This is a genomic window from Kitasatospora nipponensis, assembly GCF_039528135.1.
GTDB classification, from domain to species: domain Bacteria; phylum Actinomycetota; class Actinomycetes; order Streptomycetales; family Streptomycetaceae; genus Kitasatospora; species Kitasatospora nipponensis.
In genome coordinates, this window is the sequence record NZ_BAAALF010000016.1 from 50,704 (window position 1) to 76,931 (window position 26,228).

The 26,228-nt window shown below is 73.2% G+C and carries 21 protein-coding genes; 14 read left to right on the forward strand and 7 right to left on the reverse strand.

Annotated features, from left to right (window positions below):
* Positions 1-358 precede the first annotated feature (358 nt).
* Positions 359-2,590 carry a 4Fe-4S dicluster domain-containing protein gene (locus ABD323_RS07670; RefSeq protein WP_344440466.1) on the reverse strand — a complete coding sequence of 744 codons (2,232 nt, stop codon included), beginning with the start codon at positions 2,588-2,590 and terminating at the stop codon, positions 359-361.
* 381 nt (positions 2,591-2,971) lie between these two features.
* Here ABD323_RS07670 and dnaK point away from each other — a divergent pair, with 381 nt between their 5' ends.
* The 5 genes from dnaK (at position 2,972) to ABD323_RS07695 (ending at position 8,490) form a co-directional block, all read left to right on the forward strand.
* Positions 2,972-4,819 carry a molecular chaperone DnaK gene (gene dnaK / locus ABD323_RS07675; protein WP_344440487.1) on the forward strand — a complete coding sequence of 616 codons (1,848 nt, stop codon included), beginning with the start codon at positions 2,972-2,974 and terminating at the stop codon, positions 4,817-4,819.
* On the forward strand, positions 4,816-5,433 hold the full coding sequence (gene grpE / locus ABD323_RS07680; RefSeq protein ID WP_344440467.1) for a nucleotide exchange factor GrpE: 618 nt from the start codon (positions 4,816-4,818) through the stop codon (positions 5,431-5,433). Before dnaK ends, grpE begins: the two co-directional genes overlap by 4 nt.
* Positions 5,434-5,559: 126 nt before the next feature.
* Positions 5,560-6,717 carry a molecular chaperone DnaJ gene (dnaJ, locus tag ABD323_RS07685; RefSeq protein WP_344440468.1) on the forward strand — a complete coding sequence of 386 codons (1,158 nt, stop codon included), beginning with the start codon at positions 5,560-5,562 and terminating at the stop codon, positions 6,715-6,717.
* A gap of 30 nt (positions 6,718-6,747) precedes the next feature.
* A complete protein-coding gene (locus ABD323_RS07690; protein WP_425555902.1) occupies positions 6,748-7,278 on the forward strand; it encodes a heat shock protein transcriptional repressor HspR in 531 nt (176 codons plus the stop codon).
* Positions 7,279-7,476: 198 nt separating this feature from the next.
* Positions 7,477-8,490, forward strand: coding sequence for a hypothetical protein (locus ABD323_RS07695; protein ID WP_344440470.1), 1,014 nt, complete (start codon positions 7,477-7,479; stop codon positions 8,488-8,490).
* 124 nt (positions 8,491-8,614) lie between these two features.
* Here the strand turns inward: ABD323_RS07695 and ABD323_RS07700 are convergent, their stop codons facing one another.
* Positions 8,615-8,791, reverse strand: a complete 177-nt coding sequence (locus ABD323_RS07700) for a hypothetical protein (RefSeq protein WP_344440471.1) — start codon at positions 8,789-8,791, stop codon at positions 8,615-8,617.
* 446 nt (positions 8,792-9,237) lie between these two features.
* Here ABD323_RS07700 and ABD323_RS07705 point away from each other — a divergent pair, with 446 nt between their 5' ends.
* Positions 9,238-9,864 (forward strand): hypothetical protein, encoded by a 627-nt coding sequence (locus tag ABD323_RS07705; protein WP_344440472.1) that lies wholly within the window; start codon positions 9,238-9,240, stop codon positions 9,862-9,864.
* Positions 9,865-10,069: 205 nt separating this feature from the next.
* Here ABD323_RS07705 and ABD323_RS07710 read toward each other — a convergent pair whose 3' ends face one another.
* The 5 genes from ABD323_RS07710 to ABD323_RS07730 all read right to left on the reverse strand — a co-directional run bounded on the left by ABD323_RS07710 (position 10,070) and on the right by ABD323_RS07730 (position 15,567).
* Positions 10,070-11,035 (reverse strand): LuxR family transcriptional regulator, encoded by a 966-nt coding sequence (locus ABD323_RS07710; RefSeq protein ID WP_344440473.1) that lies wholly within the window; start codon positions 11,033-11,035, stop codon positions 10,070-10,072.
* The gene (locus ABD323_RS07715; RefSeq protein WP_344440474.1) at positions 11,032-12,084 is read right to left on the reverse strand and encodes a LuxR C-terminal-related transcriptional regulator; all 1,053 of its coding nucleotides are present in this window, start codon (positions 12,082-12,084) and stop codon (positions 11,032-11,034) included. Before ABD323_RS07715 ends, ABD323_RS07710 begins: the two co-directional genes overlap by 4 nt.
* Positions 12,081-13,103 carry a LuxR C-terminal-related transcriptional regulator gene (locus tag ABD323_RS07720; RefSeq protein WP_344440475.1) on the reverse strand — a complete coding sequence of 341 codons (1,023 nt, stop codon included), beginning with the start codon at positions 13,101-13,103 and terminating at the stop codon, positions 12,081-12,083. Before ABD323_RS07720 ends, ABD323_RS07715 begins: the two co-directional genes overlap by 4 nt.
* A 679-nt stretch (positions 13,104-13,782) precedes the next feature.
* The gene (locus tag ABD323_RS07725) at positions 13,783-14,115 is read right to left on the reverse strand and encodes a hypothetical protein (RefSeq protein ID WP_344440476.1); all 333 of its coding nucleotides are present in this window, start codon (positions 14,113-14,115) and stop codon (positions 13,783-13,785) included.
* 249 nt (positions 14,116-14,364) lie between these two features.
* Positions 14,365-15,567: a TDT family transporter gene (locus ABD323_RS07730; protein WP_344440477.1), complete on the reverse strand. Its 1,203-nt coding sequence runs from the start codon at positions 15,565-15,567 to the stop codon at positions 14,365-14,367.
* Between the two features lie 70 nt (positions 15,568-15,637).
* Between ABD323_RS07730 and ABD323_RS07735 the strand changes: the two genes are divergently transcribed.
* From ABD323_RS07735 to ABD323_RS07770, 8 genes are all read left to right on the forward strand, one after another.
* Positions 15,638-16,540: a LysR family transcriptional regulator gene (locus ABD323_RS07735; protein ID WP_344440478.1), complete on the forward strand. Its 903-nt coding sequence runs from the start codon at positions 15,638-15,640 to the stop codon at positions 16,538-16,540.
* A 68-nt stretch (positions 16,541-16,608) separates the two neighbouring features.
* Entirely contained in the window at positions 16,609-19,275 is a 2,667-nt protein-coding gene (clpB, locus tag ABD323_RS07740) for an ATP-dependent chaperone ClpB (RefSeq protein ID WP_344440479.1), read from the forward strand.
* A 186-nt stretch (positions 19,276-19,461) separates the two neighbouring features.
* A complete protein-coding gene (locus ABD323_RS07745) occupies positions 19,462-20,037 on the forward strand; it encodes a type III secretion system chaperone family protein (RefSeq protein WP_344440480.1) in 576 nt (191 codons plus the stop codon).
* 98 nt (positions 20,038-20,135) lie between these two features.
* A complete protein-coding gene (locus ABD323_RS07750) occupies positions 20,136-20,525 on the forward strand; it encodes a cupin domain-containing protein (protein WP_344440481.1) in 390 nt (129 codons plus the stop codon).
* A 68-nt stretch (positions 20,526-20,593) separates the two neighbouring features.
* Complete coding sequence (locus tag ABD323_RS07755; protein ID WP_344440482.1) at positions 20,594-21,754, forward strand: pyridoxal phosphate-dependent aminotransferase; 1,161 nt, start codon at positions 20,594-20,596, stop codon at positions 21,752-21,754.
* 245 nt (positions 21,755-21,999) lie between these two features.
* Positions 22,000-22,899, forward strand: a complete 900-nt coding sequence (locus ABD323_RS07760; RefSeq protein WP_344440483.1) for a hypothetical protein — start codon at positions 22,000-22,002, stop codon at positions 22,897-22,899.
* Positions 22,900-23,429: 530 nt separating this feature from the next.
* Entirely contained in the window at positions 23,430-24,089 is a 660-nt protein-coding gene (locus tag ABD323_RS07765) for a DUF2617 family protein (protein WP_344440484.1), read from the forward strand.
* A 653-nt stretch (positions 24,090-24,742) separates the two neighbouring features.
* Positions 24,743-26,228 (forward strand): spermine/spermidine synthase domain-containing protein (locus tag ABD323_RS07770; RefSeq protein ID WP_344440488.1); only part of this gene is annotated, 1,486 nt, incomplete at its 3' end.

The following is a 26,228-nucleotide window of genomic DNA, read 5'->3' on the forward strand; positions in this document are numbered from 1 at the left end:
GGTTTCTCCCCTTGGTTCCGGTCAGCGACCTGGCCTGTGGAGTGTTGCCAGGGCCGTCGCCAAAAAGCACGTTCTTGAGTGCCGCTTGTCTTGGTGATGCTCTGCTGTCCGGTCCGGCACCGGCGTCCCGGCGCTGCTCTGAGCTGCGTCGGGCCCCGGTGGGGGGGGGGGGGGGGGGGGGGGGGGGGGGCGGCCGGGGGCGGCCCCGGCCCGCACGGGGCCGCCGGACAGCCTGCCCCGGGTGGATACCACCCAGGGCAGGCATCATATGTGAGGGTTCTGGCCACAAGCACATTCGCGCACGACTCGAACCCCCGTACCTCGCGGCACCCGGTCGGGCGGCCCGCCCGCCGGTGGGTCAGACCCCGGCCGGCTCGGCCGGCTCGGCGGGCGCCTCGGGCGCCTGCGGCAGCGCCTTGACCGAGTCGAGCAGCAGCTGCGCGACGTCGACCACCTTCAGGTGCTCCTTGGCCGCGCCCTCGTTCTTCTTGCCGTTGACCGAGTCGGAGAGCATCACCAGGCAGAACGGGCACGCCGTCGAGACGATGTCGGGGTTGAGCGACAGCGCCTCGTCCACCCGCTCGGTGTTGATGCGCTTGCCGATCCGCTCCTCCATCCACATCCGCGCGCCGCCGGCGCCGCAGCAGAAGCCGCGCTCCTTGTGACGGTGCATCTCCTGCTGGCGCAGACCCGGGACCTTGTCCATGATCTCGCGCGGCGGGCTGTACACCTTGTTGTGCCGACCCAGGTAGCACGGGTCGTGATACGTGATCAGGCCCTCGACCGGGTTGACCGGCACGAGCTTGCCCTCGTCGATCAGGTGCTGCAGCAGCTGGGTGTGGTGGATCACCTCGAAGTGCCCGCCGAGCTGCGGGTACTCGTTGGCGATGGTGTTGAAGCAGTGCGGGCAGGTGGCGACGATCCGCTTCTTCGGAGCGTCCTCCAGCGCCGCGTTGAGCGTCTCGACGTTCTGCGCGCCGAGCATCTGGAAGAGGAACTCGTTGCCCAGGCGGCGGGCCGAGTCACCGGTGCAGGACTCCTCCTTGCCGAGGATCGCGAACTGCACGCCGGCGGTGTGCAGCAGCTCCGCGAAGGCCTTGGTGGTCTTCTTCGCGCGGTCCTCGAGGGCACCGGCGCAGCCGACCCAGTAGAGGTACTCGACCTCGGCGGGGTCGATGTCCTGCCCGATCACCGGCACCTCGATGCCGGTCTCCTTCTTGAGCTCCTTGACCCAGTCCAGGCGGGCCTTGGTGGCCATGCCCCACGGGTTGCCCTTGTTCTCCAGGTTCTTGAGCATCGTGCCGGCCTCGGTGGGGAACGAGGACTCGATCATCACCTGGTAGCGGCGCATGTCGACGATGTGGTCGATGTGCTCGATGTCGACGGGGCACTGCTCGACGCAGGCGCCGCAGGTGGTGCAGGACCAGAGCACGTCGGGGTCGATGACCCCGCCCTCCTCGGCGGTGCCGATCAGCGGGCGCTCGGCCTCGGCCAGCGCGGCGGCCGGCACGCCGGCCAACTGCTCGGCGCTGCCCTGCTCCTCGCCCTCCATCGACTTGCCGCCACCGGCCAGCAGGTACGGAGCCTTGGCGAAGGCGTGCTCGCGCAGGCTCATGATCAGCAGCTTGGGCGAGAGCGGCTTGCCGGTGTTCCAGGCCGGGCACTGCGACTGGCAGCGGCCGCACTCGGTGCAGGTGGAGAAGTCGAGGATGCCCTTCCAGGAGAAGTGCTCGACCTGGGAGACGCCGAAGACCGCGTCCTCGGCCGGGTCCTCGAAGTCGATCGGGGCGCCGCCGCTGGTCATCGGGCGCAGCGCGCCGAGTGCGACGGAGCCGTCCTCCTCGCGCTTGAAGTAGATGTTGAAGAACGCCAGGAAGCGGTGCCAGGCCACGCCCATCGAGGGGTTGATGCCGATGGTGGTCGCCCAGGCGAAGGAGATGCAGATCTTCAGCATCGCGAAGATGTAGATCAGGTTGACCAGCACGGCGTGCGACAGGCCGTGGAAGGCGGCCACCAGCGGGTACGAGATCAGGTAGCGCGCCTCGTAGGAGCCGACGCCGCTCAGGGCGCCCTCGACGCCGCGCAGCAGCATGATGCAGATGCCGATGCCGAGGATCGTGTACTCGACGTAGAAGGCCTGCCAGGCGATCGAGCCGGCGAAGCGCGACTTGCGGCCGGCCCGCGAGGGCAGGCTGAGCAGCCGGATCACGATCAGCGCCAGGATGCCCAGGGTGGTGAAGGTGCCGACCAGTTCGGTGAAGACCTCGTACGGCAGCCAGCCGCCCAGCACGGGCAGCACGAACTCGGCGTCGAAGAGCTGGCCGAAGGCGGTGACCAGGGTGAGCACGAGGCTGAAGAAGCCGACCGCGACGAACCAGTGCGCGACGCCGACCACGCCCCAGCGGTTCATCCGGGTGTGGCCGAGGAACTCCACGCCCACGGTCCTGACCCGGCGCCACGGCTGGCCGGTGCGGCCGCCGTCCGCCTGTCCGGTCTTCACGACTTGGTAGATGAACATGCCCGCACGGGTGGCGAGCGCGATGCCGATCACAGTGGTGACCAGCGAGATGACGATCGCTGCTAGCTGCATCGGCTCTCCGTCTCCTGCGGTACGAGGGGCGATGGGCGGTGGATCGCGGCGGACCGGTGCGGTCCGAACGTGAATGGCCCTTCCCGAGAGTGTACTCGTCGGTAACTTATCGAGGGGACCGGGCCGGACACTACCGCGCGTTAACGCCCGTTCAGAAGGTCCGACCGCTATGGCGACAGTCACGTAAGGCCACGCTCACCCGTCCGGCCCACCCGAGGGGGCGCGACGACCCTCCCGGTGCTCCCGTGGCGGCGGGGACGCCCGCCGAGAGATAAGGGCGCAATAAAGTTGAGTGGGTCCGACTCAGTCCTGTTGACGCTCATGCACCCGTCAGGCATGCTTGAGTCCGTACAGCTCAACTTCTTCATGGAGGTATCCACGATGGCACGCGCGGTCGGTATCGACCTCGGCACGACGAACTCGGTCGTCAGTGTTCTCGAAGGCGGTGAGCCCACCGTCATCACCAACGCCGAGGGCGCCCGGACCACGCCGTCCGTCGTCGCCTTCGCCAAGAACGGCGAGGTGCTGGTCGGCGAGGTCGCCAAGCGCCAGGCGGTCACCAACGTCGACCGGACCATCCGCTCGGTCAAGCGCCACATGGGCACCGGGTGGAAGATCAACCTGGACGGCAAGGACTTCAACCCCCAGCAGATCAGCGCCTTCATCCTGCAGAAGCTGAAGCGCGACGCCGAGGCGTACCTGGGCGAGACGGTCACCGACGCCGTCATCACCGTCCCGGCCTACTTCTCCGACTCCGAGCGCCAGGCGACCAAGGAGGCCGGTGAGATCGCGGGCCTCAACGTCCTGCGCATCGTCAACGAGCCGACCGCCGCCGCGCTGGCCTACGGCCTGGACAAGGACGACCAGACCATCCTGGTCTTCGACCTCGGTGGTGGCACCTTCGACGTGTCGCTGCTCGAGATCGGCGACGGCGTGGTCGAGGTCAAGGCCACCAACGGCGACAACCACCTCGGTGGCGACGACTGGGACCAGAAGGTCGTCGACCACCTGGTGAAGGTCTTCCACTCCGGCCACGGCGTGGACCTCTCCAAGGACAAGATGGCGCTCCAGCGCCTGCGCGAGGCGGCCGAGAAGGCCAAGATCGAGCTCTCCTCGTCCTCCGAGACCTCCATCAACCTGCCCTACATCACGGCCTCCGCCGAGGGCCCGCTGCACCTGGACGAGAAGCTCACCCGAGCCCAGTTCCAGCAGCTGACCGCGGACCTGCTGGAGCGCTGCAAGCACCCGTTCCACAACGTGATCAAGGACGCCGGCATCTCGCTCTCCGAGATCGACCACGTCGTCCTGGTCGGTGGCTCGACCCGCATGCCGGCCGTCGCCGAGCTCGTCAAGGAGCTGACCGGCGGCAAGGACGCCAACAAGGGCGTCAACCCGGACGAGGTCGTCGCCATCGGCGCCGCGCTGCAGGCCGGTGTGCTGAAGGGCGAGGTCAAGGACGTCCTGCTGCTCGACGTCACCCCGCTCTCGCTGGGCATCGAGACCAAGGGCGGCATCATGACCCGCCTGATCGAGCGCAACACCACGATCCCGACCAAGCGCTCCGAGATCTTCACCACGGCCGAGGACAACCAGCCGTCCGTGCAGATCCAGGTCTACCAGGGCGAGCGCGAGATCGCGGCGTACAACAAGAAGCTCGGGATGTTCGAGCTGACCGGCCTGCCGCCGGCCCCGCGCGGCCTGCCGCAGATCGAGGTCACCTTCGACATCGACGCCAACGGCATCATGCACGTCGGTGCCAAGGACCTCGGCACCGGCAAGGAGCAGCGGATGACCGTCACCGGCGGCTCCGCGCTGCCGAAGGACGACATCGAGCGCATGATGCGCGAGGCCGAGCAGTACGCGGAGGAGGACCACAAGCGCCGCGAGTCGGTCGAGACCCGCAACCAGGCCGAGCAGCTCGTCTACTCGACCGAGAAGTTCATCGCGGACAACACCGACAAGCTCCCCGCCGACGTCAAGACCGAGGTCGAGGGCGCGATCGGCGAGCTCAAGGAGGCCCTGAAGGGCGAGGACATCGCGGCCATCCGCGAGGCGTCCGAGAAGGTCTCCACCACCGCCCAGAAGCTCGGCCAGGCGCTCTACGCCAACGCCGACGCGGCGGGTGCGGCCGGCGCCGAGGGCGGCGAGAACGTCAACTTCTCGAAGGAGGACGACGTCGTCGACGCCGAGATCATCGACGACGAGAAGCCCAAGGGCGGTGCGGCATGACGGAGAAGGCGCGGGGCGTGGAGCCCGGCGACGACTCCAACGCCGACGAGGCCGTCCTGAAGGCCGCGGAGGAGGCGCTCAAGGGCGCCTCCGACGAGGCCGCGGGTGACGCCTCGGACGAACTCGCCACCGCCAAGCGCGAGCTGACCGAGCGCACCGGCGACCTGCAGCGCCTGCAGGCCGAGTACCAGAACTACCGCAAGCGGGTCGAGCGCGACCGGCTGACGGTCCGCGAGATCGCGGTCTCCAACATCCTGGAGTCCCTGGTCCCGGTCCTGGACGACATCGGCCGGGCCCGCGAGCACGGCGAGGTGACCGGTGGCTTCAAGTCGGTCGCCGAGTCGCTGGAGACCGTGGTGGCCAAGCTCGGGCTGCAGCAGTTCGGCAAGGAGGGCGAGCCCTTCGACCCGAACCTGCACGAGGCCCTGATGCACAGCTACTCCTCGGACGTCACCGAGGACACCTGCGTGCAGGTCCTGCAGCCCGGCTACCGGATCGGCGACCGGATCATCCGGCCGGCGATGGTGGCCGTCGCGGAGCCGCAGCCGGGGACCCAGTCCACCGGCGGCCCGGACTCCGAGGCCCCCGAGGCTGACGGTGCGGCCGACAACTGACACGCTGTGCGCTGCGGGGCCGTACGTCGCCACTGGTGACGTGCGGCTCCGCAGCGCCGTATCGAGCCGCCGCGCCGCCAGGCGCGCCGGCGCCGTATCGCCCCGATCCGGGAGGTGGTTGGAGTCATGAGCACGAAGGACTACGTGGAGAAGGACTACTACAAGGTCCTCGGTGTGCCCAAGGACGCCACCACCGCGGAGATCAAGAAGACCTACCGCAAGCTCGCCCGGGAGTTCCACCCGGACGCCAACAAGGGTGACGTCAAGGCCGAGGACCGCTTCAAGGACATCTCCGAGGCGTACGACGTCCTGTCGGACGACAAGCGCCGCAAGGAGTACGACGAGGCGCGCAGCCTCTTCGGCTCCGGCGGGATGCGCGGCGGGGCGCCGGGCGGCAACGGCTACAGCTTCGACTTCGGCGACCTGTTCACCGGCTCGCAGGCCGGTGGCGGCGGGGCCGGCGGCGGCATCGGCGACGTCTTCGGCGGCCTGTTCAACCGCGGCGGGCGCCAGCCGCAGCCGCGCCGCGGCGCCGACGTCGAGACCGAGGTGACCCTCAGCTTCGAGGAGGCGGTGGACGGCGCCACCGTCCCGCTGCGGATGACCAGCCAGGCCGCCTGCCGGGTCTGCTCGGGCACCGGGGCCAAGGCCGGCACCACCCCGCGGGTCTGCCCGACCTGCGTGGGCGCGGGCACCGTCAGCCGCGGCCAGGGCGCCTTCGCGCTCTCCGACCCGTGCCGGGACTGCAAGGGCCGCGGCATGATCGTGGACGACCCGTGCGCCGAGTGCCACGGCAGCGGCCGCGCCAGCTCCGCGCGCACCATGCAGGTGCGCATCCCCGCCGGCGTCCAGGACGCCCAGCGGATCCGCCTCAAGGCCAAGGGCGCCCAGGGTGAGCGCGGCGGCCAGAACGGCGACCTCTACGTCACCGTGCACGTGGACACCCACCCGGTCTTCGGGCGCAAGGGCGACAACCTGACAGTGACCGTGCCGGTGTCCTTCCCCGAAGCGGCCCTCGGCGGGACCATCGAGGTGCCGACCCTGAACGGTCCGGCCGTGCGGCTGCGGCTGCCGGCCGGCAGCGCCAACGGCCTGACCCTGCGGGCCCGCGGCAGGGGTGCCACCCGCAAGGACGGCACCCGGGGCGACCTGTTGGTCACGGTCGAGGTGACGGTGCCTCAGCAGACCACGGGCGACGCCCTGACGGCACTCGAGCAGTACCGCGAGGCCACCGCAACCGAGGACCCGCGAGCCGCCCTCTTCAAGGCGGCGGAGGGAGCGTGATCTGACATGACCCCTGACTCCGGTATGGGCATGGGTCCGGCGCTGGGCGCCGGAGCCGTCGGCCGGGGCATCGGCGTGGGCCTGGGCGAGGGCCTGCCCGGCGGCCCCGGCCCGCGCCAGCGCCGCGCGGGCACGGGCGCACCGAGCTACGTACTGACCGAGGACACCCCGGTCTACGTGATCTCGGTGGCCGCCGAGCTCTCCGGCCTGCACCCGCAGACCCTGCGCCAGTACGACCGGCTCGGCCTGGTCTGCCCCGACCGCACCGGCGGCGGCGGCCGGCGCTACTCGGCCCGCGACATCCAGCAGTTGCGCGAGGTGCAGCGGCTCTCCCAGGACGAGGGCATCAACCTGGCCGGGATCAAGCGGATCATCGAGCTGGAGAACCAGGTCGCCGCCCTGCAGTCCCGGGTCGCCGAGCTGGCCGCCTCGCTGGAGGGCGCGGCCACCACCCTGCAGGCCCGCGAGGCCGCCGTGCACGCCTCCTACCGGCGTGACCTGGTCCCCTACCAGCCGGCCCAGCAGTCCAGCGCCCTGGTGGTGTGGCGGCCCAGGCGGTAGCCGGGCCCTGAGCGCGCGCCGGAGGCCGGCGAGCCGCGCACCCCCCGAAGGGGAGGGTGCCGCCGGCTCGTCGGCGTCCGTATAGTTCGTTGTGCTGAAAGACACCCGACTCCGGTGGAGCGGGCTCCGAGATCTCGAGAAGTCGGCCGAGGACGGACGAGCGCACGATGGCAAACCTGTGGGGAGGGACTACCAGTCATGAGTGCACTGGGTGATCCGGTGCCGGCGGCCGAGGGTTCGAGCATCATCTCCGTCGAAGCCAAGGCCCTCTACCTCCACATACTGCAGCAGGGGGGAAGCCTGGAGGCGGACGGTGCGCCGCTTTCCGGTGCGCAGCGCGAACTCCTGGAACTCGGTCTCCTCATTCCCGACAGTCCCGACGCCCGCGTTCTCACCGCGGCCGATCCGGACCGGCTGGCCGGAAAGCTGAGTTCGCTCTGGCAGACCGAAGCGCTCGCGCTGCTCTCCCGCGCGGTGGCCGTTCCCACCGCCCTGCAGGATTTGACCCGCGCCTATGGCGCGCTGGACCGGCAGATCGAGGCCGGCGGCCCGGTCGAGTACGTGCGCGGACTGGCGGCGATCAATCAGCAGCTGGATTCCCTGGTCGAGGGTGCCGACAAAGAGGTGCTCACCGCGCAGCCGGGCGGCCGGCGCCGGAAGATCTCCATGCAGGGAATCGGGCAGAAAGACCTGAAAGCCGTCCGGCGCGGAATCTCTCGCCGTACGATCTATCACCCCAGCGCCCGGTACTCGACTTCCACCAGGCAGTACGTCGCCGAGGTGACGGCGCAGGGTGCCGAGGTCAGAACGCTCGCGGAGCCGTTCACCCGGCTCATCATCATCGACCGCAGCGTCGCCGTGATACCGACGCAGGGGAACACCGAAAAAGCGGCCTTCGTCCGGGACGAGGCCGTGGTCGGGTACCTGACGGATGTCTTCGACGGGCTCTGGGACCGCTCGATACCGTTTCCCGGTTCGGCGGAAGTGCCGCAGGAAGTCATCTCGCGACTGCGCGGCCGGATCATCCAGATGTTGATCCAGGGCGTCGGCCATCGCGTCATCGCGCGGAGCCTGGGCCTGAGCGAGCGCACGCTGGCCCGTCACATCGCGGAACTGCGCGAGGAGTACGACTCCGAGACGCTCTTCCAACTGGGTTGGCGCATGGCGCAGAACCCACCGCACTCGGTCGACGAGCCGGAGCCGGAGAGCTGACCGCCGCGGCCTTGCGGCCCCGAGCGGCGGTACCGGTTCCCGCCGGCTGCAGCCGACCGGCCACGACTCCCCCCGAATCGACCGAGAACGCGTCCGGAACCGGTCCACTCAATTCAACGGGAAACTACTGCCACTCCCAGTCCTTGACCGACATCGCAAGGGCGGGCGAAGCAGGTTGGGCCGAAACAACGGTCGTCTGCGTGGCGGCCTTCTGCCACTCCCAGTCGCCTGGGCCGGATACTCCCGCAACAACTGCGGCGAGCAGCAGCGCGCCGGCCACGAGTCGAGATACTGTACGCATGTCGCCCCTCCTTATGTCATGAACCCGTCGTAGGGCCTTGATCCACCACCAGGCGGTGACGGCAGTCCGCTGTGCAGCACAGGCTCAAACTGCTGCACCATCAAAGCCGTAGGCACCGGAAATTGCCAACCGCTGCCCGCCCCGGATCCGTGTCATCTTTCCGCCAGACAGAAAGATGACACCCAAAGGGCGTGACCACATTCGCGACTAGATGCTTCTGACCAGCGAGCTGTCATCTGGCTGCCAGTCGAGGAAATGACACCACGGGCCAGTGGACGCTCCCAGCCGGGCCGGAGACGATCAGTGTGCAGCAATCGATCGCACTGCCCGTGATCGACGCCACTCCTCGGCCGTCCGTTCCGCGGGGTGGAACCCCCCGTCTTCCCCGACCAGTCCGTCGGCCTTGCCCAGCACCACCGGCCGACCCCATCCCCGGAGCCATCGCCATGAGTGAGCCCTACATGCGCCAGCACGCAGCCCAGGCCCCCGAAGGCCGCCGGGCCCGTGTCTTCCTCGCCGCGCCGCTCATGCGGCTGACCGGCCCGGCCGACAGTGTCGTGACGCTGGCCAGCCGGACCCGGCTGACCGCCCTGCGCAGCTCCCTGCTGCGCAGCGGTGCCGCTGTCTTCAGCGCGCACCACAGCGACGCCTGGACGGTCGAGGGCCGGGCGCCGGAGCCGCGGGTCCCCTCGGACTTCCGCGCCATGCAGACCGCCGACCTGGTCTTCGCCTACGTCGGCTCGCCGCTGTCGGCCGGAGTCTCGCTGGAGCTCGGCTGGGGCTCGGCGCTGCGCAAGCCGATCGTGCTGCTGGTCGACGAGGCCATCACGCACAACCCGCTGATCGCCACCATCGAGCAGGTCGCCCCCGTCCTGCCGCTGGTCTTCGACGACACCTGGTCGCAGGAGAGCCTGCGGCACATCGTGGAGACCGCGCTCGACTGGGCCGGCATGGCGCTCTCGCTGCGCGAGGGCTTCTGGACCGCGCCGGGCGAGCAGTTCAAGAACACCCCGCGCCCCGCGCACGCCGACCCGTACAGCACCTGGCCGAGCAGCGGCGCCGCCACCGGCTGACCCCCGCGGTCGACGGACCGCGGCAGCCCGCAGGACCAACGGGGACGGCGGCCCCGTGGTCGGCGCGGCTCGGCCCGGCCAGGCCCGGTCCCGTTCAGCCCGGCTCGGAGCGGCTCAGCCCGGTCCGGCCCAGCGCCCCGCGATCGAACGCTGTGACCACCCCCCGGCCGACGGCCGCACCAGCGACGAACCGGCGGCACCCGGCTCAGTCATCACCCACGCCCCTCAGCTGCCAGCCGAGTTGGAAGAGCGTCTCGGCGTCGTACTGCGCCCGCAGCCGCGCGATCTGCGCCGCCACCGTCCGCTCGCTCAGGCCCAGCCGGGCGGCGGCCTGGCGCTGCGTCATGCCCTGGGCCAACAGGGCCGGCAGGGCCGGCAGCGGGTCGTCGCCCACCGCGGCGGGCTCCTCCCAGCGCACCCGCTCGGCCCGCGCCCAGTCCCGCTCGAAGGCGTCCACCAGCACCGACACCAGCACCGGGTCCTCCACGAAGGACGCCACCTGGTCCTCCGTGCCGCCGGCGACCACCGCGATCCGCCGGTCCATGATCAGCATCCGGCGGAAGTCCTCGTCCAGCACCCGGATCCGCGCGCCCAGGCCGCTCGCGTACGCCGCGTACGCCGCCGTCGGCGGGTCCAGCCGCGCGCCCGGCTGGTAGATGGTGCGCAGCTCCAGGCCGCGCTCGCGCCACTCGCGGGCCGCGCGCCGCGCGTGCGGCAGCATCGCGGCCGGCCGGGCGCCGCCGGGCTGGGCCATCAGCATCTCCTGGCCGGTCTCCAGCGCCAGGTGCTCCAGCCGTTGCTGGATCAACGGCTTGCCGGTCACCTGACGGACCACCGCGCGGGCGTCCGAGATGGCCGGCTCACGGTCGTAGGCGCGGATCAACTCCGCCAGTTGCGGCGGTGGTTCCTCGGCCTGGGCGAGCAACCTGGCTCCGGCCGCGCGCAGTTCCGCGCCGAGCCGACCGGCCGCGGCCCGCGGGTCCATCACCGTCCAGTAGCTGCCGTCCAGTTGGCTACTGACCAGCCGGGCGGCCAGCAGCCGTCCGAGCGCCGGCAGGTCGGCGGGCGACACCTCGTCGACCCGGAAGAGACCGCCGTCGGCCAGCAGCGCCAGGTACAGCGCCCGGGCCGCGTCGTCCAGCAGCTCCCCCTCGCTCCAGGGCTCGTTCACCGGACCGGCTCCCCGTCGAGGTCGTCGGTGGCGGCCCGCATCAGCCAGCCGAGCTGGAAGAGCGTCTCGGCGTCGTACAGCTCGCGCAGCCGCGAGATGTGGCCGGCCACCGTGCGCTCGCTCAGGCTCAGCCGGGTGGCGATGGCGCGCTGGGTGAGGCCCTGCGAGAGCATCCGGCCGACCTGGGCGGGCAGCGGCAGCCCGGCGATGTCCACGGTGTCGGCCCGCCACTGGACCGGCTCGGCCCGCTGCCAGTCGCGCTCGAACAGGCCGACCAGGAAGGCCACCACCGCCGGGTCCTCGACGAAGGCGGCGCTGGCGTACTGGGCGCTGGCCGGCAGCACCACCAGGCGCCGGTCGAAGATCGTCATCCGCTTGAAGGACTCGCCCAGCACCCGGAACCTGGCGCCGAGCTCGGCGGCGGCCAGCACGTAGCTGACGGTCGGGCCGTCCGAGCGGGCGGCCGGCTCGAAGAGCAGCCGCCCCACGCCACCGCCCGCCAGGAAGGGCTGGGTGCGCCGGGTCCACTCGGCCAGCAGGGAGGGCGGGAAGGAGCCGCCGGGCTGCGCGGAGAGGATCTCGCCGTCGGCCTCGGCGAAGAGCTGGTCGACCCGGCGGCGGATCACGTCGATGTCGTGCACGTGCCGCACCTCGCCCGAGCGGTCCACGCTGCGCGGCGTCGCGTCGTAGGCCCGGGTCAGGTCCGCCAGCAGGTCGGGCATCTCCTGGGCGCGCACCAGCAGCCGGGTGCCGGCCGAGCGCAGGTCCTCGCTGATCCGGCCGCCGACCACGCGCGGGTTGACGGCGCGGTAGCAGGCGTCGGCGAGCGAGGACTCCAGCAGGCCGAGGTCGAGCAGCTCGCGCACCGGCTCCTCGTCCTGCGCGGGTACCTCGGCCATCGGCCACCGGCCGCCCTCCCGCAGGATCACCAGGTACAGGTCGCGGGCCCGCTCGCCGAGCAGCGGGGCGTCGCCCGCGGGCTCCCCGGCCGCCCCGCCACGCGCTGCCACCGCTTCGGCCGCCACCGCCGGATCACCTGGCGCTCTCACCGTGCACTCTCCCCCGTCCCGTCGTCCGCCCGCTCCGCCGCGGGGGCCGTGCGCATCAGCCAGCCCAACTGGAAGAGCGTCCGCGCTCCGTACCGGTTCCGCAGCCGGGCGATGTGCCCGGCCACCGTACGCTCGCTGAGCCCCAGCCGGCGGGCCACGCCCTGCTGGGTGAGCCCCTGGGCGAGCAGCGTGCCGACCCGGCCCACCACCGCCTCGGACCCCTCGGAGCCGCGCAGGGCGGTCCAGCGCACGCTCTCGGCCCGCTCCCAGTCCCGCTCGAAGACCCGGATCAGGTGCGCCACCACGGCCGGCTCCTCCACGAAGACCGCGACCGTGGTGTCCTCGACGGCCGGGATCACCGCGATCCGGCGGTCCAGGATGATGGTCCGCTGGAACGGCTCGTCCAGCACCCGCACGGTGCCGCCGTGCCGGGTGACCTCCGCCGCGTACTGGACGGTCGCGGGGGCGGAGAGCGCGCTGGGCTGGTAGAGCGTGCGCAGGGTGCCGCCGCGCTCCAGGAAGGGGATGTCCTGGCCGAGCGCGGACTCGAGCATCTCCGGCGGCCGGTGGCCGGGCTGCACGGTGATCAGGTCGTCGCGGCAGTCGGAGAGCAGCTGGGCGATGCGCTTCTGGATGTTCTCCCAGCCGTGCACCCGCAGCTCGGCGGGCCGGCCGTCGCCCGCGGCGACCGCGGCGACCTGGTCGTAGGCGCGGGTCAGGTCGTCGAACCGTTCGTCGACGAGTTCGGAGGCGGTCAGCAGCCGGACCGCCTCGGCGCGCATCTCGGCGCCCAGGCGCAGCGTCACCGCCCGCGGGCTGATCGCGAAGTACGCGTCGCCGCTCGGCTGTCCCACCATGAGCCCGACCCGCACCAGGCGCCGCAGGTGGTCGTGGTCGGCTCCGGCGAGCTCGTGCCCCGCCAGCCGGCCGCCGTTCTCCAGCGCTCTGAGGTACAGGGCGCGCGCGTCGTCGTCCACCGCCGGCGTGTCCCGCCGCGGATCGTCCGTGGCGTCGGTCAACCCCGCCCCCCTGCGCCCTGAGCCCGCCCGCGGTCGGGCGACCGCTCAAGGTCGCATCATCTCACCGGGGGTACGCGGCAGCGCAGCGGGGACCGGGCCGCGCGGTGGCGGGCGGCTCCGCCGGCTCCCTCAGGGCGGCCGGTGCCCCGGGTTGCCCCTCCCCCGTTCGTTCAGAGGCAACCCGGGTGGTCCCGTCCGCGGATCCGGCCCGGGGCCAGCGGCACAGGGCCGGCTGGGCCCCGGGCGGATCCACCTACTGACGCCAAATCCAAGGTGCTTCCAGCGAGGCGGAGCAGCAACGCATCGCTGGTACCGGGCCCGGCCGCCATCACCACAAATGGCTGACCACCCGACGTCCCCGCGTTCCCCGTACAGATACTTCTGCCCCTGCGCGAGGACCGAGAACGAGTCACCACCGACGGGCTTGCGGTTGCCCGGGCGGCTTGGCGTTACGCATAGCCTCACAGCGCGCGAGCGGAGGGACAAGACCGTTCATCCTTCAAGTTCCCGCAACTGCACGAACGTGCAGAATGTGTCTGAGACGATCCGTCCACACACGGCTGAGCTGCGAGAATGACAGAACGTTCGGTCTCGGAGGCCTCCCGCCGGTGACCCACGGTGGCCACCGGCGAGGGCGACCGGGTGGCGACCGGCGAGGCCGCTCCGGGGCCCCGTCACGTCAGTGCAGCGTCACCCGCCCGTTGGAGCCGCGTACCGCGCCGTCCAGCGCGTCGGCGCCCTTGACCCGCACGTACGGCGAGAGCCGGGTGGCGGCCAGCGCGCGGTGCGTGAGCGAGTAGTCGTCCGCCCAGACCTCCGAGCCCAGCTCGACCAGCCGGGCCAGCTCCGGGACACCGTCCGAGACGGCCGCGAAGACACCGTCCTCCACCAGGTAGAGGATCACCCGGTCGCCGGCCTCCGCCAGCGTCACGGCCTCCCGCAGGAAGCGGTTCGACCCCGGCTTCCCCCAGACCGCCTGGCTCTCCACCAGCACGTGCGAACGTCCTGACATGGTCCAACCTCCCCGTTGCGCCCGCCGGGGCGGCTCCGCACCGCGCGGCGCCGCCGCGCGAGCGCGCGGTGTACCGCGTGGAGTCCCCGGTGAGCCGTCCTGGCAGGTGTGGTGACTACCCCTCAGGTTCGCTCAGCGGACGGTCCACGACAAGGAGCCGGTCGCTGCGCGTTCGCGCACCTGCTGGTTCGCGCACCCCTGGGGCAAGGCGGTGGGCGGGGCGCCGGGCGGGCCCCTCCGACGGCCGGCTCAGCCGGCCGCGCGCAGCAGCCGGCCGCCCGCCAGCGCCGCGAGGGTGCGCACCGCCGCCACCGACCAGGCCGTCAGCAGCAGCGCGTACAGCGCCACCGCCAGCACGCCGAAGCCCGCGAAGCCGGTGTGCCGGGCCAGCGCGGCCGCGCCCGTCACGCAGGTGCCGACCGGGAAGGTGAAGGCCCACCAGGTCAGCGCGAAGGGCAGCCGCCCGCTGCGCAGCGCCCGCAGGTTGGCCGCGCCGGCGACCAGCAGCCACAGCAGCGCGAACCCGATCGCCGCCACCCCGAAGAGCACCGCGAAGCCGAGGGCCGGGCCGGCCAGTGCCGGGGCCGCCGAGCGGGAGGCGTCGGCGAGCTGGTTGACGGCGGTGGTGGACTGGCCCAGCGGACCGAGCACCAGGAAGAGCGAGGGCATCAGCAGCACGCCGAGCGGCCCGCTGTGCAGCAGCCCGGCGAGGACCACCGGCAGCACCGCCAGGACGGCCAGCAGGCTGGCGCCGAAGAGCCCGTAGCAGCCGTAGAAGAGCGCCGGGCGCAGGCCGGCGGGCAGGTGCGTGACCAGGGCCGGACCCAGCGCCGCGGCCACCATCGGGGCGACCACCGGGAGCAGCCAGGTGGGGTTGGCCCGCAGCGCCGACAGGTCGTGCCGGGTGATCATCAGGTACGGGATCCCGGCCGCCACCAGGACCGCGTAGAGCGTGCCGACGGTCCAGAGCACCAGGTCGACGGCGAGCGCCGGGCCGGTCCCGATCAGCCGCGAGCCGATCACCAGCGTCCCGTAGCCGACCGCCAGCAGCGCCATCGGCGGGCAGCCGTAGAAGACGGCGGTGGCCGGGTCGTCCAGCAGCTGCGCGCGGGCGGCCGCGCGGTGCCGGGTCAGGTGCACCAGCCGGGCGCCCACCAGGACCACCAGGGCGGCCAGCGCGAGCACCCAGAGCACCTCGGCGAAGGCCTGCCGGCCGGGCACCGGGTACGGCAGCGCCACGGCGCCGTTGGCCACGATCGCGGTGCCCATCACCGCCGCGTACCAGTTCGGCCCGAGCTGCCCGAGGTCCAGCCGCCCGAGAGCCGGCCGGCCGAGGGTCAGCCGGCGCAGGCCCCACCGCCCGGCGGCCCGCGCCGTCGGCCGGGTGGCGGCCGGGCGGGGGACGACGGGGGCCGGCGGTGCGGCGGGGTGCGGAGCGGTGGGGGTGACCATGGCTCCAGCCTGCGGCGGACCCCGCGGCACCGGTAGCACCCGGCGCCCTATGAGGACATAACCTGGCCCTATGCCCCTCTCCTCACGCGTACCCGAGCTGGGCGCCCTGGAACTGCTGCTGGCGGTGGCCCGGCACGGCAGCGTGGGCCGCGCCGCCGCCGAGCTGGGGATCAGCCAGCCGGCCGCCAGCGCCCGGATCAAGGGCATGGAGCAGCAGCTGGGCGTCCCGCTGCTGGACCGTTCCCCGCGCGGTTCGCGGCCCACCCCCACCGGGCTGCTGGTGGTCGAGTGGGCCCGCCAGGTGGTGGAGGCCGCGCAGGCGCTGGACGCCGGCATCGACGCGCTGCGCGAGCGCCGTGACGCCCGGCTGCGGGTGGTCGCCAGCCTGACCGTGGCCGAGTACCTGATGCCCGGCTGGCTGCTGGCCCTGGCGGCCGCCCGCCCGGGCACCGCCGTCACGCTGCGCACCGCCAACTCGCAGACGGTGGCCGAGCTGGTGCTGGCCGGCGAGGCCGACCTCGGCTTCGTGGAGGGCCCCGCCACCCCGGCCGGGCTGACCGGCACCGTGGTGGCCACCGACCGGCTGGTGGTGGTGGTCGCCCCGAGCCACCGCTGGGCCCGCCGCCGCACCCCCGTCACCGGCCCCGAGCTGGCGGCCACCCCGCTCGTGGTGCGCGAGCCCGGCTCCGGCACCCGGGAGATCCTGGACCGCGCGCTCGCCGCGCACGGCGCCTCGGCCACCCCGCTGCTGGAGCTGGCCTCCACCACCGCGCTGAAGGCCGCCGCGATGGCCGGCGCCGGCCCGGTCTGCCTGAGCGAGCTGGCCGTCGCCGACGAGCTGGCCACCCGCCGCCTGGTCGAGGTCCCGCTCGCCGGGCTCGACCTGCACCGCCCGCTGCGCGCCGTCTGGCCCACCGGCCGGCGCCCGGCGGGCCCCGCCCGTGACCTGCTGACCTTTACGCGAAAAACTTGAGCGCAGTACACTCAAGTTAGCTGAGTGCGGACCATCGCAGACCCATCACACAGGAGGAGCAGCCGGCCGTGGACGCGAGCAAGTTCACCACCAAGACGCAGGACGCCCTGTCCGCCGCCATCCGGCAGGCCGGCAGCGCCGGAAACCCGGACGTCAGGGCGGTGCACGTGCTGCTCGCACTGCTGGAGCAGCCCGAGGGGATCGCCCGGCCGCTGCTGGAGGCGGTCGGTGCGGACGTCGCACAGCTCACCACCGCCGCCCGCCAGCAGGCCAAGGCGCTGCCCAGCGCCCAGGGCTCCACGGTGGCGGCCCCGCAGCTGGGCCGCGACACCATGGCCGTGCTGGCCGAGGCCGGCAAGCGCGCCGACGACCTGGACGACGCGTACGTCTCCACCGAGCACCTGCTGGTCGGGCTGGCCGCCGAGGGCGGCGCGGTGGCCGACCTGCTGGCCCGCCAGGGCGCCACGCCCAAGGCGCTGCTGGCCGCCTTCAAGCAGGTCAGGGGCAGCTCGCGGGTCACCTCGCAGGACCCGGAGGGCACCTACAAGGCGCTGGAGAAGTACGGCACCGACCTCACCCAGGCGGCCCGCGACGGCAAGCTCGACCCGGTGATCGGGCGCGACCAGGAGATCCGCCGGGTGGTCCAGGTGCTCTCCCGGCGCACCAAGAACAACCCCGTGCTGATCGGCGAGCCCGGCGTCGGCAAGACCGCCGTGGTCGAGGGGCTGGCCCAGCGCATCGTCGCCGGGGACGTGCCCACCTCGCTGCGGGACAAGCGGCTGGTCTCGCTGGACCTCAGCGCGATGGTGGCCGGCGCCAAGTACCGCGGCGAGTTCGAGGAGCGGCTCAAGGCCGTGCTGAACGACATCAGGGCGAGCGACGGCCAGGTGGTCACCTTCATCGACGAGCTGCACACCATGGTCGGCGCGGGCGCCGGCGGGGACTCCTCGATGGACGCCGGCAACATGCTCAAGCCGATGCTGGCCCGCGGCGAGCTGCGGATGGTCGGCGCCACCACCCTGGACGAGTACCGCGAGCGGATCGAGAAGGACCCGGCGCTGGAGCGCCGCTTCCAGCAGGTGATGGTCGGCGAGCCCAGCGTGGAGGACTCGATCGCCATCCTGCGCGGCCTCAAGGGCCGCTACGAGGCGCACCACAAGGTGCAGATCTCGGACGCCGCGCTGGTCGCCGCGGCCACCCTGTCCAACCGCTACATCACCTCCCGCTTCCTGCCCGACAAGGCGATCGACCTGGTCGACGAGGCGGCCTCCCGGCTGCGCATGGAGATCGACTCCTCGCCGGTCGAGATCGACGAACTCCAGCGCGCGGTGGACCGGTTGCGGATGGAGGAGCTGGCCCTGGAGAAGGAGTCCGACCCGGCCTCGGTGGACCGCCTGGCCCGGCTGCGCCGCGACCTGGCCGACAAGCAGGAGCAGCTCTCGGGCCTGACCGCCCGCTGGGAGCAGGAGAAGAAGAGCCTGAACCGGGTCGGCGAGCTCAAGGAGCGCCTGGACAGCCTGCAGAGCACGCTGGAACGGGCCCAGCGCGACGGCGACTTCGAGCGCGCCTCCAAGCTGATGTACGCCGAGGTCCCGGCCGCCGAACAGGAGTTGGCCGAGGCCCAGGAGCGCGCCGCCGACCAGGACGCCACCCAGTCGATGGTCAAGGAGGAGGTCGGCCCGGACGACGTGGCCGACGTGGTCGCCTCCTGGACCGGCATCCCGGCCGGCCGGCTGCTGGAGGGCGAGAGCGCCAAACTCCTGCGGATGGAGGAGGAGTTGGGCCGCCGGCTGATCGGCCAGTCGACCGCCGTGCGGGCCGTCTCCGACGCGGTGCGCCGCACCCGGGCCGGCATCGCCGACCCGGACCGGCCCACCGGCTCGTTCCTCTTCCTCGGCCCCACCGGCGTCGGCAAGACCGAACTCGCCAAGGCCCTGGCCGACTTCCTCTTCGACGACGAGCACGCCATGGTCCGCATCGACATGAGCGAGTACGGCGAGAAGCACTCCGTCTCGCGGCTGGTCGGCGCCCCGCCCGGGTACGTCGGGTACGAGGAGGGCGGCCAGCTCACCGAGGCGGTGCGCCGCCGGCCGTACAGCGTCGTGCTGCTGGACGAGGTGGAGAAGGCCCACCCCGAGGTCTTCGACGTGCTGCTCCAGGTGCTGGACGACGGCCGCCTCACCGACGGCCAGGGCCGCACGGTGGACTTCCGCAACGCCATCCTGATCCTCACCTCCAACCTGGGCAGCCAGTACCTGGTGGACCCGACGGTGGCCGAGGAGCGCAAGAAGGACCTGGTCCTGCAGAGCGTGCGCTCGGCCTTCAAGCCCGAGTTCCTCAACCGACTCGACGACATCGTGGTCTTCGACCCGCTGGGCTCGGCCGAGCTCAGCCGGATCGTCGACCTCCAGGTGGCCAAGCTGGCCGAGCGGCTGCGCGACCGCCGGCTGACCCTGGAGGTCACCCCCGCCGCCCGCGACTGGCTGTCGCTGACCGGCTACGACCCGGCGTACGGCGCCCGGCCGCTGCGCCGGCTGGTGCAGGCCGCGATCGGGGACCAGCTGGCCAAGGAGATCCTCTCCGGGCGGGTGCACGACGGGCAGCGGGTGCGGGTGGACCTGGACGAGGCGGGCGACAGGCTCACCGTCCACTCCGCGGCGACCCGGCCCGGTGACCGGCCGTCCGACCGGCCGTCGGAGCAGGGGTCCGGGCAGGCAGCCGACCAGGTGTCCTGACCAGCGGGAAACCAGCGGGAGACCCGCTGGGGAGCGGCGGGTGACCGGCGGCTGACGCCCAGGTCACCCGCCCCCGACCGGCTGCCGGTCTCCCTGTGCCGTCGGGCCCGAATGAGGCAGGATGGAGATATGGAAGGGCGGCCCCGCATTGCCAGCCACCCTCGTGCACTGTGAAGGGACCTCCCCGTGAGCATTGACCCGTCGTCGATCCCGTCCTTCGGCCTGCCGCAGCAGCCCCCGCCGGGCGGCCAGCCGGCCGGGCCGCCGCCGATCGTGCTGCCGGACCAGGGCCTGGTGGCACAGATCCTCGACCAGATGCAGCTCAAGCACGTGGTGGACGACGAGGGTGACCTCACCGCCCCCTGGGACGGTTTCCGCGTCTACTACATGTTCCGCGGCGAGCACAAGGAGCTGTTCGCGGTCCGCTCCTTCTACGACCGCTCGTACCCGCTGGAGCAGAAGGGCGAGATCCTCGACCTGATCGACGAGTGGAACCGCGAGACCCTGTGGCCCAAGGTCTACACGCACACCCACGAGGACGGCGTGGTCCGGCTGATCGGCGAGACCCAGATGATCATCGGCAACGGTGTGAACCTGGACTACTTCGTCAACACCACCGCCAACTGGACCCAGTCCGCGGTCGAGTTCGAGAAGTGGATGGTCGGCCGCCTGGGCCTGCAGGACGAGATCGAGGGCAAGGGCGGCCCCGCGGCCGGCGAGTCCGACGAGCCGGGCGAGGAGTCCGGCCCGGACGAGAGCTGAGCCCCACCGCACACCCGTGACCGACCCGGTCCGCCCCCGTGGCGGGCCGGGTCGCCCGCGTCCGGCCCCACCCGCCCCGCCCCTCGGGAGACCCCACCGTGCGCCTGATCCACTTCGACCGCGCCGAGCGGCTGATCGAGCGCTACGGCAGCGAGCGGGCCCACGCGACCCGGATCGCCACCGGCGGCGGCACCGGCGCGGACGCACCCGGCCCCGGCCACGGCACCGGCCTGGTGCACCTCAGCTGCCTCACCGTCGCCCCCGGCGGCACCATCGGCGCCCACCCGGCCCCCGGCGAGCAGCTCTTCCTGGTGATCGCCGGCGAGGGCTGGATCAGCGGCCCCGACGGCGCCCGGCACCCGATCGCCGCCGGCACCGCCGTCCTGTGGTCCACCGGCGAGGAGCACGGCTGCGGCAGCGACACCGGCCTCACCGCGCTCGCCCTGGAGAGCGAACGGCTGACCGTCTTCGAGCCGGAGCACCCCTGACCGGCCCGCTTGTCCACCGCCACCCGGCGTCAGAGGATGTCCCCCGACCACGAGCGTGAGGAGCCGTCATGGGTACGAGGCCGCTGTTGAACCGCCGACTGGCGGGGATGGGTACGACGATCTTCGCGGAGATGAGCGCCCTGGCCACCGCCACCGGGTCGATCAACCTCGGGCAGGGCTTCCCCGACACCGACGGCCCGCGCTCCATCGCCGAGGCCGCCGCCGACGCCGTGCTCGGCGGACGCGGCAACCAGTACCCGCCCGGGCCGGGCATCCCCGAGCTGCGGCAGGCCGTCGCCGATCACCAGCAGCACTTCTACGGGCTGGAGTACGACCCCGACACCGAGGTGCTGGTCACCGCCGGCGCCACCGAGGCCATCGCCGCCGCCCTGCTCGCCCTGCTGGAGCCGGGCGACGAGGTGATCGCCTTCGAGCCGTTCTACGACTCCTACGCCGCCTGCATCGCGATGGCCGGCGCCACCCGCGTCCCGCTGACCCTGCGTCAGCCCGACTTCCGCCCCGACCTGGACGAGCTGCGCGCCCTGGTCACCCCGCGCACCCGGCTCATCCTGCTCAACACCCCGCACAACCCCACCGGCACCGTGCTGCACCCCGACGAGCTGCGCACCATCGCCCAACTAGCCGTCGAGCACGACCTGCTGGTCATCACCGACGAGGTCTACGAACACCTGGTCTTCGCCACCGGCCACCACCCGATCGCGGCCCTGCCCGGCATGCGCGAGCGCACCGTCTCGATCTCCTCGGCCGGCAAGACCTTCTCCTTCACCGGCTGGAAGGTCGGCTGGGTCACCGCCACCGCACCGCTGGTGGCCGCGGTGCGCACCGCCAAGCAGTACCTCACCTACGTCTCGGCGGGCCCGTTCCAGTACGCCGTCGCGCAGGCCCTGCGGCTGCCCGACAGCTACTTCGACACCCTGCGCGCCGACCTGCTGCGCAAGCGCGACCTGCTCTGCGAGGGCCTGACGGACGCCGGGTTCCAGGTCTTCCGGCCCGAGGGCACGTACTTCATCACCACCGACATCACCCCGCTCGGCGAGAAGGACGGCCTGGCGTTCTGCCGCGCCCTGCCCGAGCGCTGCGGCGTCGTCGCGATCCCCAACTCGGTCTTCTACGACGACATCGAGGCGGGCCGCCCGCTCGTCCGCTTCACCTTCTGCAAGCAGGACGACGTCCTCAACGAAGCCGTGGCACGGCTGCGCCGACTCTGAGCGAGGGCGCGGGCCCGCCGTCGCGCGCGGGGCGCGGCGGCGGACCTAACCTGGGAGGACGACCGCGTTCCGCGCGCCCACGGGCCGCGCAGGCGACGACCCGCGGTCGGTCCCGACCTCTGCCGCCGGCTTCCCGCATCCCTTCCCCTGCACGCCCGACGGGGGGCCGGCCCGATCCGAAGGGGCGCGGCGAACGGTCGCCCGTAGCGTGCGCCGCCCACAGCGCCCCCCGGGAAGGTGCGACCATGCGCTGCACACAGGGTGTCCGAGGGATCCTGACGGGGACGAGACCGGCGGCCCTGGTCGCGTCGGCCGTGCTGGCGACCGCCGTCGGCGCGAGCGGCCAGGGCGCCCGGGCGGCGGCCCCGGCCGGCGCACCGGCGACCACCGCCACCCGCTCCGCGCCGGTCCAGCCATGCCCCACCCAGCCCGTCGAGCCGAATCCGCCCGCCGCCGCGACGCCGGCCGCCACCGTGCCGGTGCCCGCGCCGGTCGACCTGCCGGCGAGCAGCGCGGCCTTCGGAGCGGGCTACCCAGGCAACGCCCGGTACCTGGTCGGCCCGGGCGACTGGACCTGCGACGCGGTCTACTTCGCCGGCGACGGCGGCGAGCAGGCCTACCTGCACCCCGCCCCCGCGGAGTCCGACCCGGTCGGTGCCCGGTTCGCCTCGCTCGTGCAGGCCGTCTTCGACAGTGGCGGCGCGCAGACCGACGTGGACCTGGCGTGCCCCTTCATCGCCCAGGCCACCGCCCCGACCACGCCGGGCGGGCAACCGGCCACCTGCCTGGCCCCACCGCCGCAGTCCGCGGACCAGGTCCACCCGGTGGCGACCGGCACCCCCGGCCTCCACGTGGCCGCCGTCGGGGTGCCGAGCGGGGTGCGCGAGCCGAACATCGCGGCGAGCGGCCAGAGCCCGCCGGCCGGGCCGAGCCGTCCGGTGGTCGCGCTGGTGACGCTCCAGGGCCCGCAGGGAACGGCGCAGGAGATCAGCTGTGCGATGACCGGATCCACGGCCGTCGAGAGCTGCCAGGCGAGCCTGGGCTACTTCCTGGCCACCAGCGCGGTGGGCGGTCAGTTGAGCGACACCGAGCTGGCCGGCGCGGTCGCCGACCTGGACGCCTTCGTCGCCGCCTTCCTCGGCTGACCCGGCCGCGCCGGTGATCGACCGCCCTGAGGTGGCATCGGACCTCCTCGCCCGGAGCACCGCGGGAGCGGGCGCCGGACCGAAGTGGTCCCCGCCGTCCCCGTGTTGTGCCCGCCACCGACGGCCGGGCGCGGGCCCGCCCGGCGCCCGCCACGGCTTCGCCACCCCGCGCCGTGGCGCTCGGCCCGCGGGGCGCGCCCCGCACACCGCGCGCACGCACGCGTCCGGCGCGCAACCGGCCCGCAGGGCGCGCGCTCCGGCCCGAACGGCACGGCCCGAGCAATCTCGTTCACCGGGCCGGTCACACCTGACCAGGCACTACGCCCAGAACGGTGAATGTGCAACAAGAATGGGTAAATCCCTGACGGACCCGGAGAATTCGTGCTTCTCTGCTGCTGAATCTCCAGCCGGAATCCTTCCTTCCACGGTCGGCCGCGTCCTGGACCCGCACAGCCACGAACCTCCTCGCCTTCGGCCGAGTCAGGGAGCTGCACGGCGGGCGCGTACGGAGCTGAAATGCGGAGCCCAGCATGCTCACCACACTGCAGACCTCCTACACCGACACCCGCGCCGGCGACCTGGCCTGGTGTCTCGGCGGCGGACCGCTGCCCGCCCTCGCGGTGCGCGACCTGGTGCTGTCGGGTCCCGACAGCGCGACGGACGCCGGCAGCGCCACCCGGGCCGGCAGCGCGCCCGCCCCGGACCGCACCGGCGGCCCGGCGGCGGGCGGCGGCGCGGGCACCCTGCAGTTGCGCCTGCTGGGCGCCTCGCACCAGGTGGTCATCGCGGCCGGCCCGGGCGAGTGCCTGGAGACGGTCGCCTGCATGCCCGGCCGGCGCACCCCGCTGCCCGCCCGGGTCGCCGAGCAAGTCGCCGGATGGGAGTACGAGTTCGCGGCCCGGATCGAGACCCTGCCGCCCCACGTCTTCGCCGCGCGGGCGCAGGAGATCCTCGCCCTGGTGGACGAGCACCCGCGCGGTCTGGCCGGGGTCTTCCCGGGCGACCCGAGCGCCTTCACCGCGCTGGTCGCGCAGGGCAGCGCGGAGCGGGTGCTCTGGCGGACCTGGCACGCCTACCCGCAGGAGGGGCGGCTGGTGTGCACCCGCTCGTCGCTGGTGGTGCGCCACTGGGCGGCGCCGACCGCCGGGGCGGGCGCCCGCTGCTCGATGGCCCGGCCGACCGCCGGGTGACCTCCGCAACGCGTCGAAGAATCGAATGTCATGACGGTTCGTCAACTCCTTCCGAAGCGCTATCCCACGAACGAGTGCAACTATTTGCGCCACCCGTCGCCTAGCGTTTCTTCGTGATCAACCAGTCGGCGGGCCCACCCCCGCAGCCCGGCCTCGACCACGACGGCTCCGCCCCGACCGGACGGGTACCGACCGTCCGGGTCAGGTCGCGCACCCGCGGGCAGTCCCGCAGCCGCCTGCCGGCCGAGCCCCGCACCGAGCCGGTGCCGGGCCCGGTGCGGCGCCCGCGGACCCGCGCCCACCTGCGGCTGCGCACCCAGGCGCGGGAACGCTCCGAGGGACGCCGCCGGACCGCCACCGGCGCCGACGAGCCGGCCGCGCCGCGGGTCGCCGCGCCGGACGGACGCGCCCGAACGGACGGCCACCCTCACCCGGATGGGCGCGTACGAACGGATGGCTTCGGTGCCGCGACCACCCCCGGGCGGCGACCCGCCCCCGGCCGCCCGGCACCCCTCGCCCGCGGCACCGGGCGGCCGCCGCGCCCACCGCGCCGGCCCCGCCCCGCCCGGAGCACCGTCAGCACCGCCACCACCACTGACACCACCGGCACCACAGCCGACCGCGGCACCCCGCAACGCCCGCGCCCGGCCCGGCTGCTGGTCCTGCTCGCCGCCTTCGTCTGCGCCGCCTGCGGGCTGGTCTACGAGCTGGAGCTGGTGGCCCTCGGCGGCTACCTGCTCGGTGACTCGGTCACCCAGACCTCCGTGGTGCTCTCGGTGATGGTCTTCGCGATGGGCGTGGGCTCGCTCGGCGCCAAGCACTTCACCCACCGCCCGGCCACCTCCTTCGCGCTGGTCGAGTGCGCGCTGGCGCTGGTCGGCGGGCTCTCCGTGCTCGCCCTGTACGGCTGCTGGGCCTGGCTGGGCCGCTACCAGCTCGCCATGATCGGGCTGACCTGCGTGATCGGGATCCTGATCGGCGCGGAGATCCCGCTGCTGATGTCGCTGGTCCAGCGGATCCGCCGGGAGGACGCCGGCCGGGCCGCGGCCGACCTCTTCGCGGCCGACTACGTCGGCGCGCTGATCGGCGGGCTGGCCTTCCCCTTCCTGCTGCTGCCGGTCTTCGGCGCGGCCGACGGCGCGCTGTTGACCGGGGTGGTCAACGCGCTGGCCGGCGCCACTGTGGTGCTCTGGCTCTTCCGCGACGAGCCGGGCCCGCGCACCCGGCTCGTGCTCTGGGCCGGCTGCGGGACGGTGCTCGCCGCCCTCGCGCTGGCCGCCGCCTTCACCGGCGCGATCGAACGGGCCGCCCGGCACGCCCTCTACGGCGGACCGGCCCGGCAGGCCGTGCAGAGCCGCTACGGCGAGATCGTGCTGACCGGCGGCTCCGGCACCCCCGCCACCGACCCCCGTCCCCTCGCCGCCGCCGACCCCGCCGACCCCGGTCCGAGCGGCCCCGCGGCCGCTTCCGGCCCCGACGCTCCGCCGGACCCCGACCGTCCCGACGCTCCCGACGCTCCCGGGGCCGGACCGCAGGCCGCCGGGGCCCCGCCGCGGGTACCGGAGCAGCGGGCGGCCGGCGCCGACCCGCTGCGGCTCTACCTGGCCGGGCGCCTCGCGGTCTGCGGCACCGACGAGTACCGCTACCACGAGGCGCTGGTGCACCCGGCGCTGCCCGCCGGCGCCGACGCCCGGGTGCTGGTGCTCGGCGGTGGCGACGGGCTGGCGCTGCGCGAGGTGCTGCGCCACCGGGCGGTGCGCTCGGTCCTGCTGGTCACCCTCGACCCGGCGCTGCCCGCGCTGGCCCGCACCGATCCGGCGCTGGCGGCGCTCGGCGGGCACTCGTTCGCCGATCCGCGGGTCCGGGTGGTCACCGCGGACCCGCTGGAGTGGCTGCGCCGAGCCGACCGGTCCTCCGGCGGCGACCCGGCCGCCGGCGGGCCGTTCGACGCCGTCCTCGCCGACCTGCCCGCGCCCGAGCGGGCCACCCGCAGCGAGTACCACGCGACCGAGTTCTACGGCCTGGCCGCCGACCGGCTGGCCCTCGGCGGGCGGCTCGCCGTACCGGCCGGCCTGGGCGGCGCGCCGGGACCGGACGTCTGGACGGTCGAGGCCGGGCTGCGCGCGGCCGGGCTGTGGA

Coding starts and splice junctions, on each gene's coding strand:
- ABD323_RS07725 (WP_344440476.1), bottom strand. CDS start 14,115: ATGTCAGGACGTTCGCACGTGCTGGTGGAGAGCCAGGCGGTCTGGGGG.
- ABD323_RS07760 (WP_344440483.1), top strand. CDS start 22,000: ATGCGCTGCACACAGGGTGTCCGAGGGATCCTGACGGGGACGAGACCG.
- ABD323_RS07735 (WP_344440478.1), top strand. CDS start 15,638: ATGCCCCTCTCCTCACGCGTACCCGAGCTGGGCGCCCTGGAACTGCTG.
- ABD323_RS07705 (WP_344440472.1), top strand. CDS start 9,238: ATGAGTGAGCCCTACATGCGCCAGCACGCAGCCCAGGCCCCCGAAGGC.
- ABD323_RS07690 (WP_425555902.1), top strand. CDS start 6,748: ATGGGTCCGGCGCTGGGCGCCGGAGCCGTCGGCCGGGGCATCGGCGTG.
- ABD323_RS07700 (WP_344440471.1), bottom strand. CDS start 8,791: ATGCGTACAGTATCTCGACTCGTGGCCGGCGCGCTGCTGCTCGCCGCA.
- ABD323_RS07730 (WP_344440477.1), bottom strand. CDS start 15,567: ATGGTCACCCCCACCGCTCCGCACCCCGCCGCACCGCCGGCCCCCGTC.
- grpE (WP_344440467.1), top strand. CDS start 4,816: ATGACGGAGAAGGCGCGGGGCGTGGAGCCCGGCGACGACTCCAACGCC.
- ABD323_RS07765 (WP_344440484.1), top strand. CDS start 23,430: ATGCTCACCACACTGCAGACCTCCTACACCGACACCCGCGCCGGCGAC.
- dnaJ (WP_344440468.1), top strand. CDS start 5,560: ATGAGCACGAAGGACTACGTGGAGAAGGACTACTACAAGGTCCTCGGT.
- ABD323_RS07755 (WP_344440482.1), top strand. CDS start 20,594: ATGGGTACGAGGCCGCTGTTGAACCGCCGACTGGCGGGGATGGGTACG.
- ABD323_RS07670 (WP_344440466.1), bottom strand. CDS start 2,590: ATGCAGCTAGCAGCGATCGTCATCTCGCTGGTCACCACTGTGATCGGC.
- dnaK (WP_344440487.1), top strand. CDS start 2,972: ATGGCACGCGCGGTCGGTATCGACCTCGGCACGACGAACTCGGTCGTC.
- ABD323_RS07695 (WP_344440470.1), top strand. CDS start 7,477: ATGAGTGCACTGGGTGATCCGGTGCCGGCGGCCGAGGGTTCGAGCATC.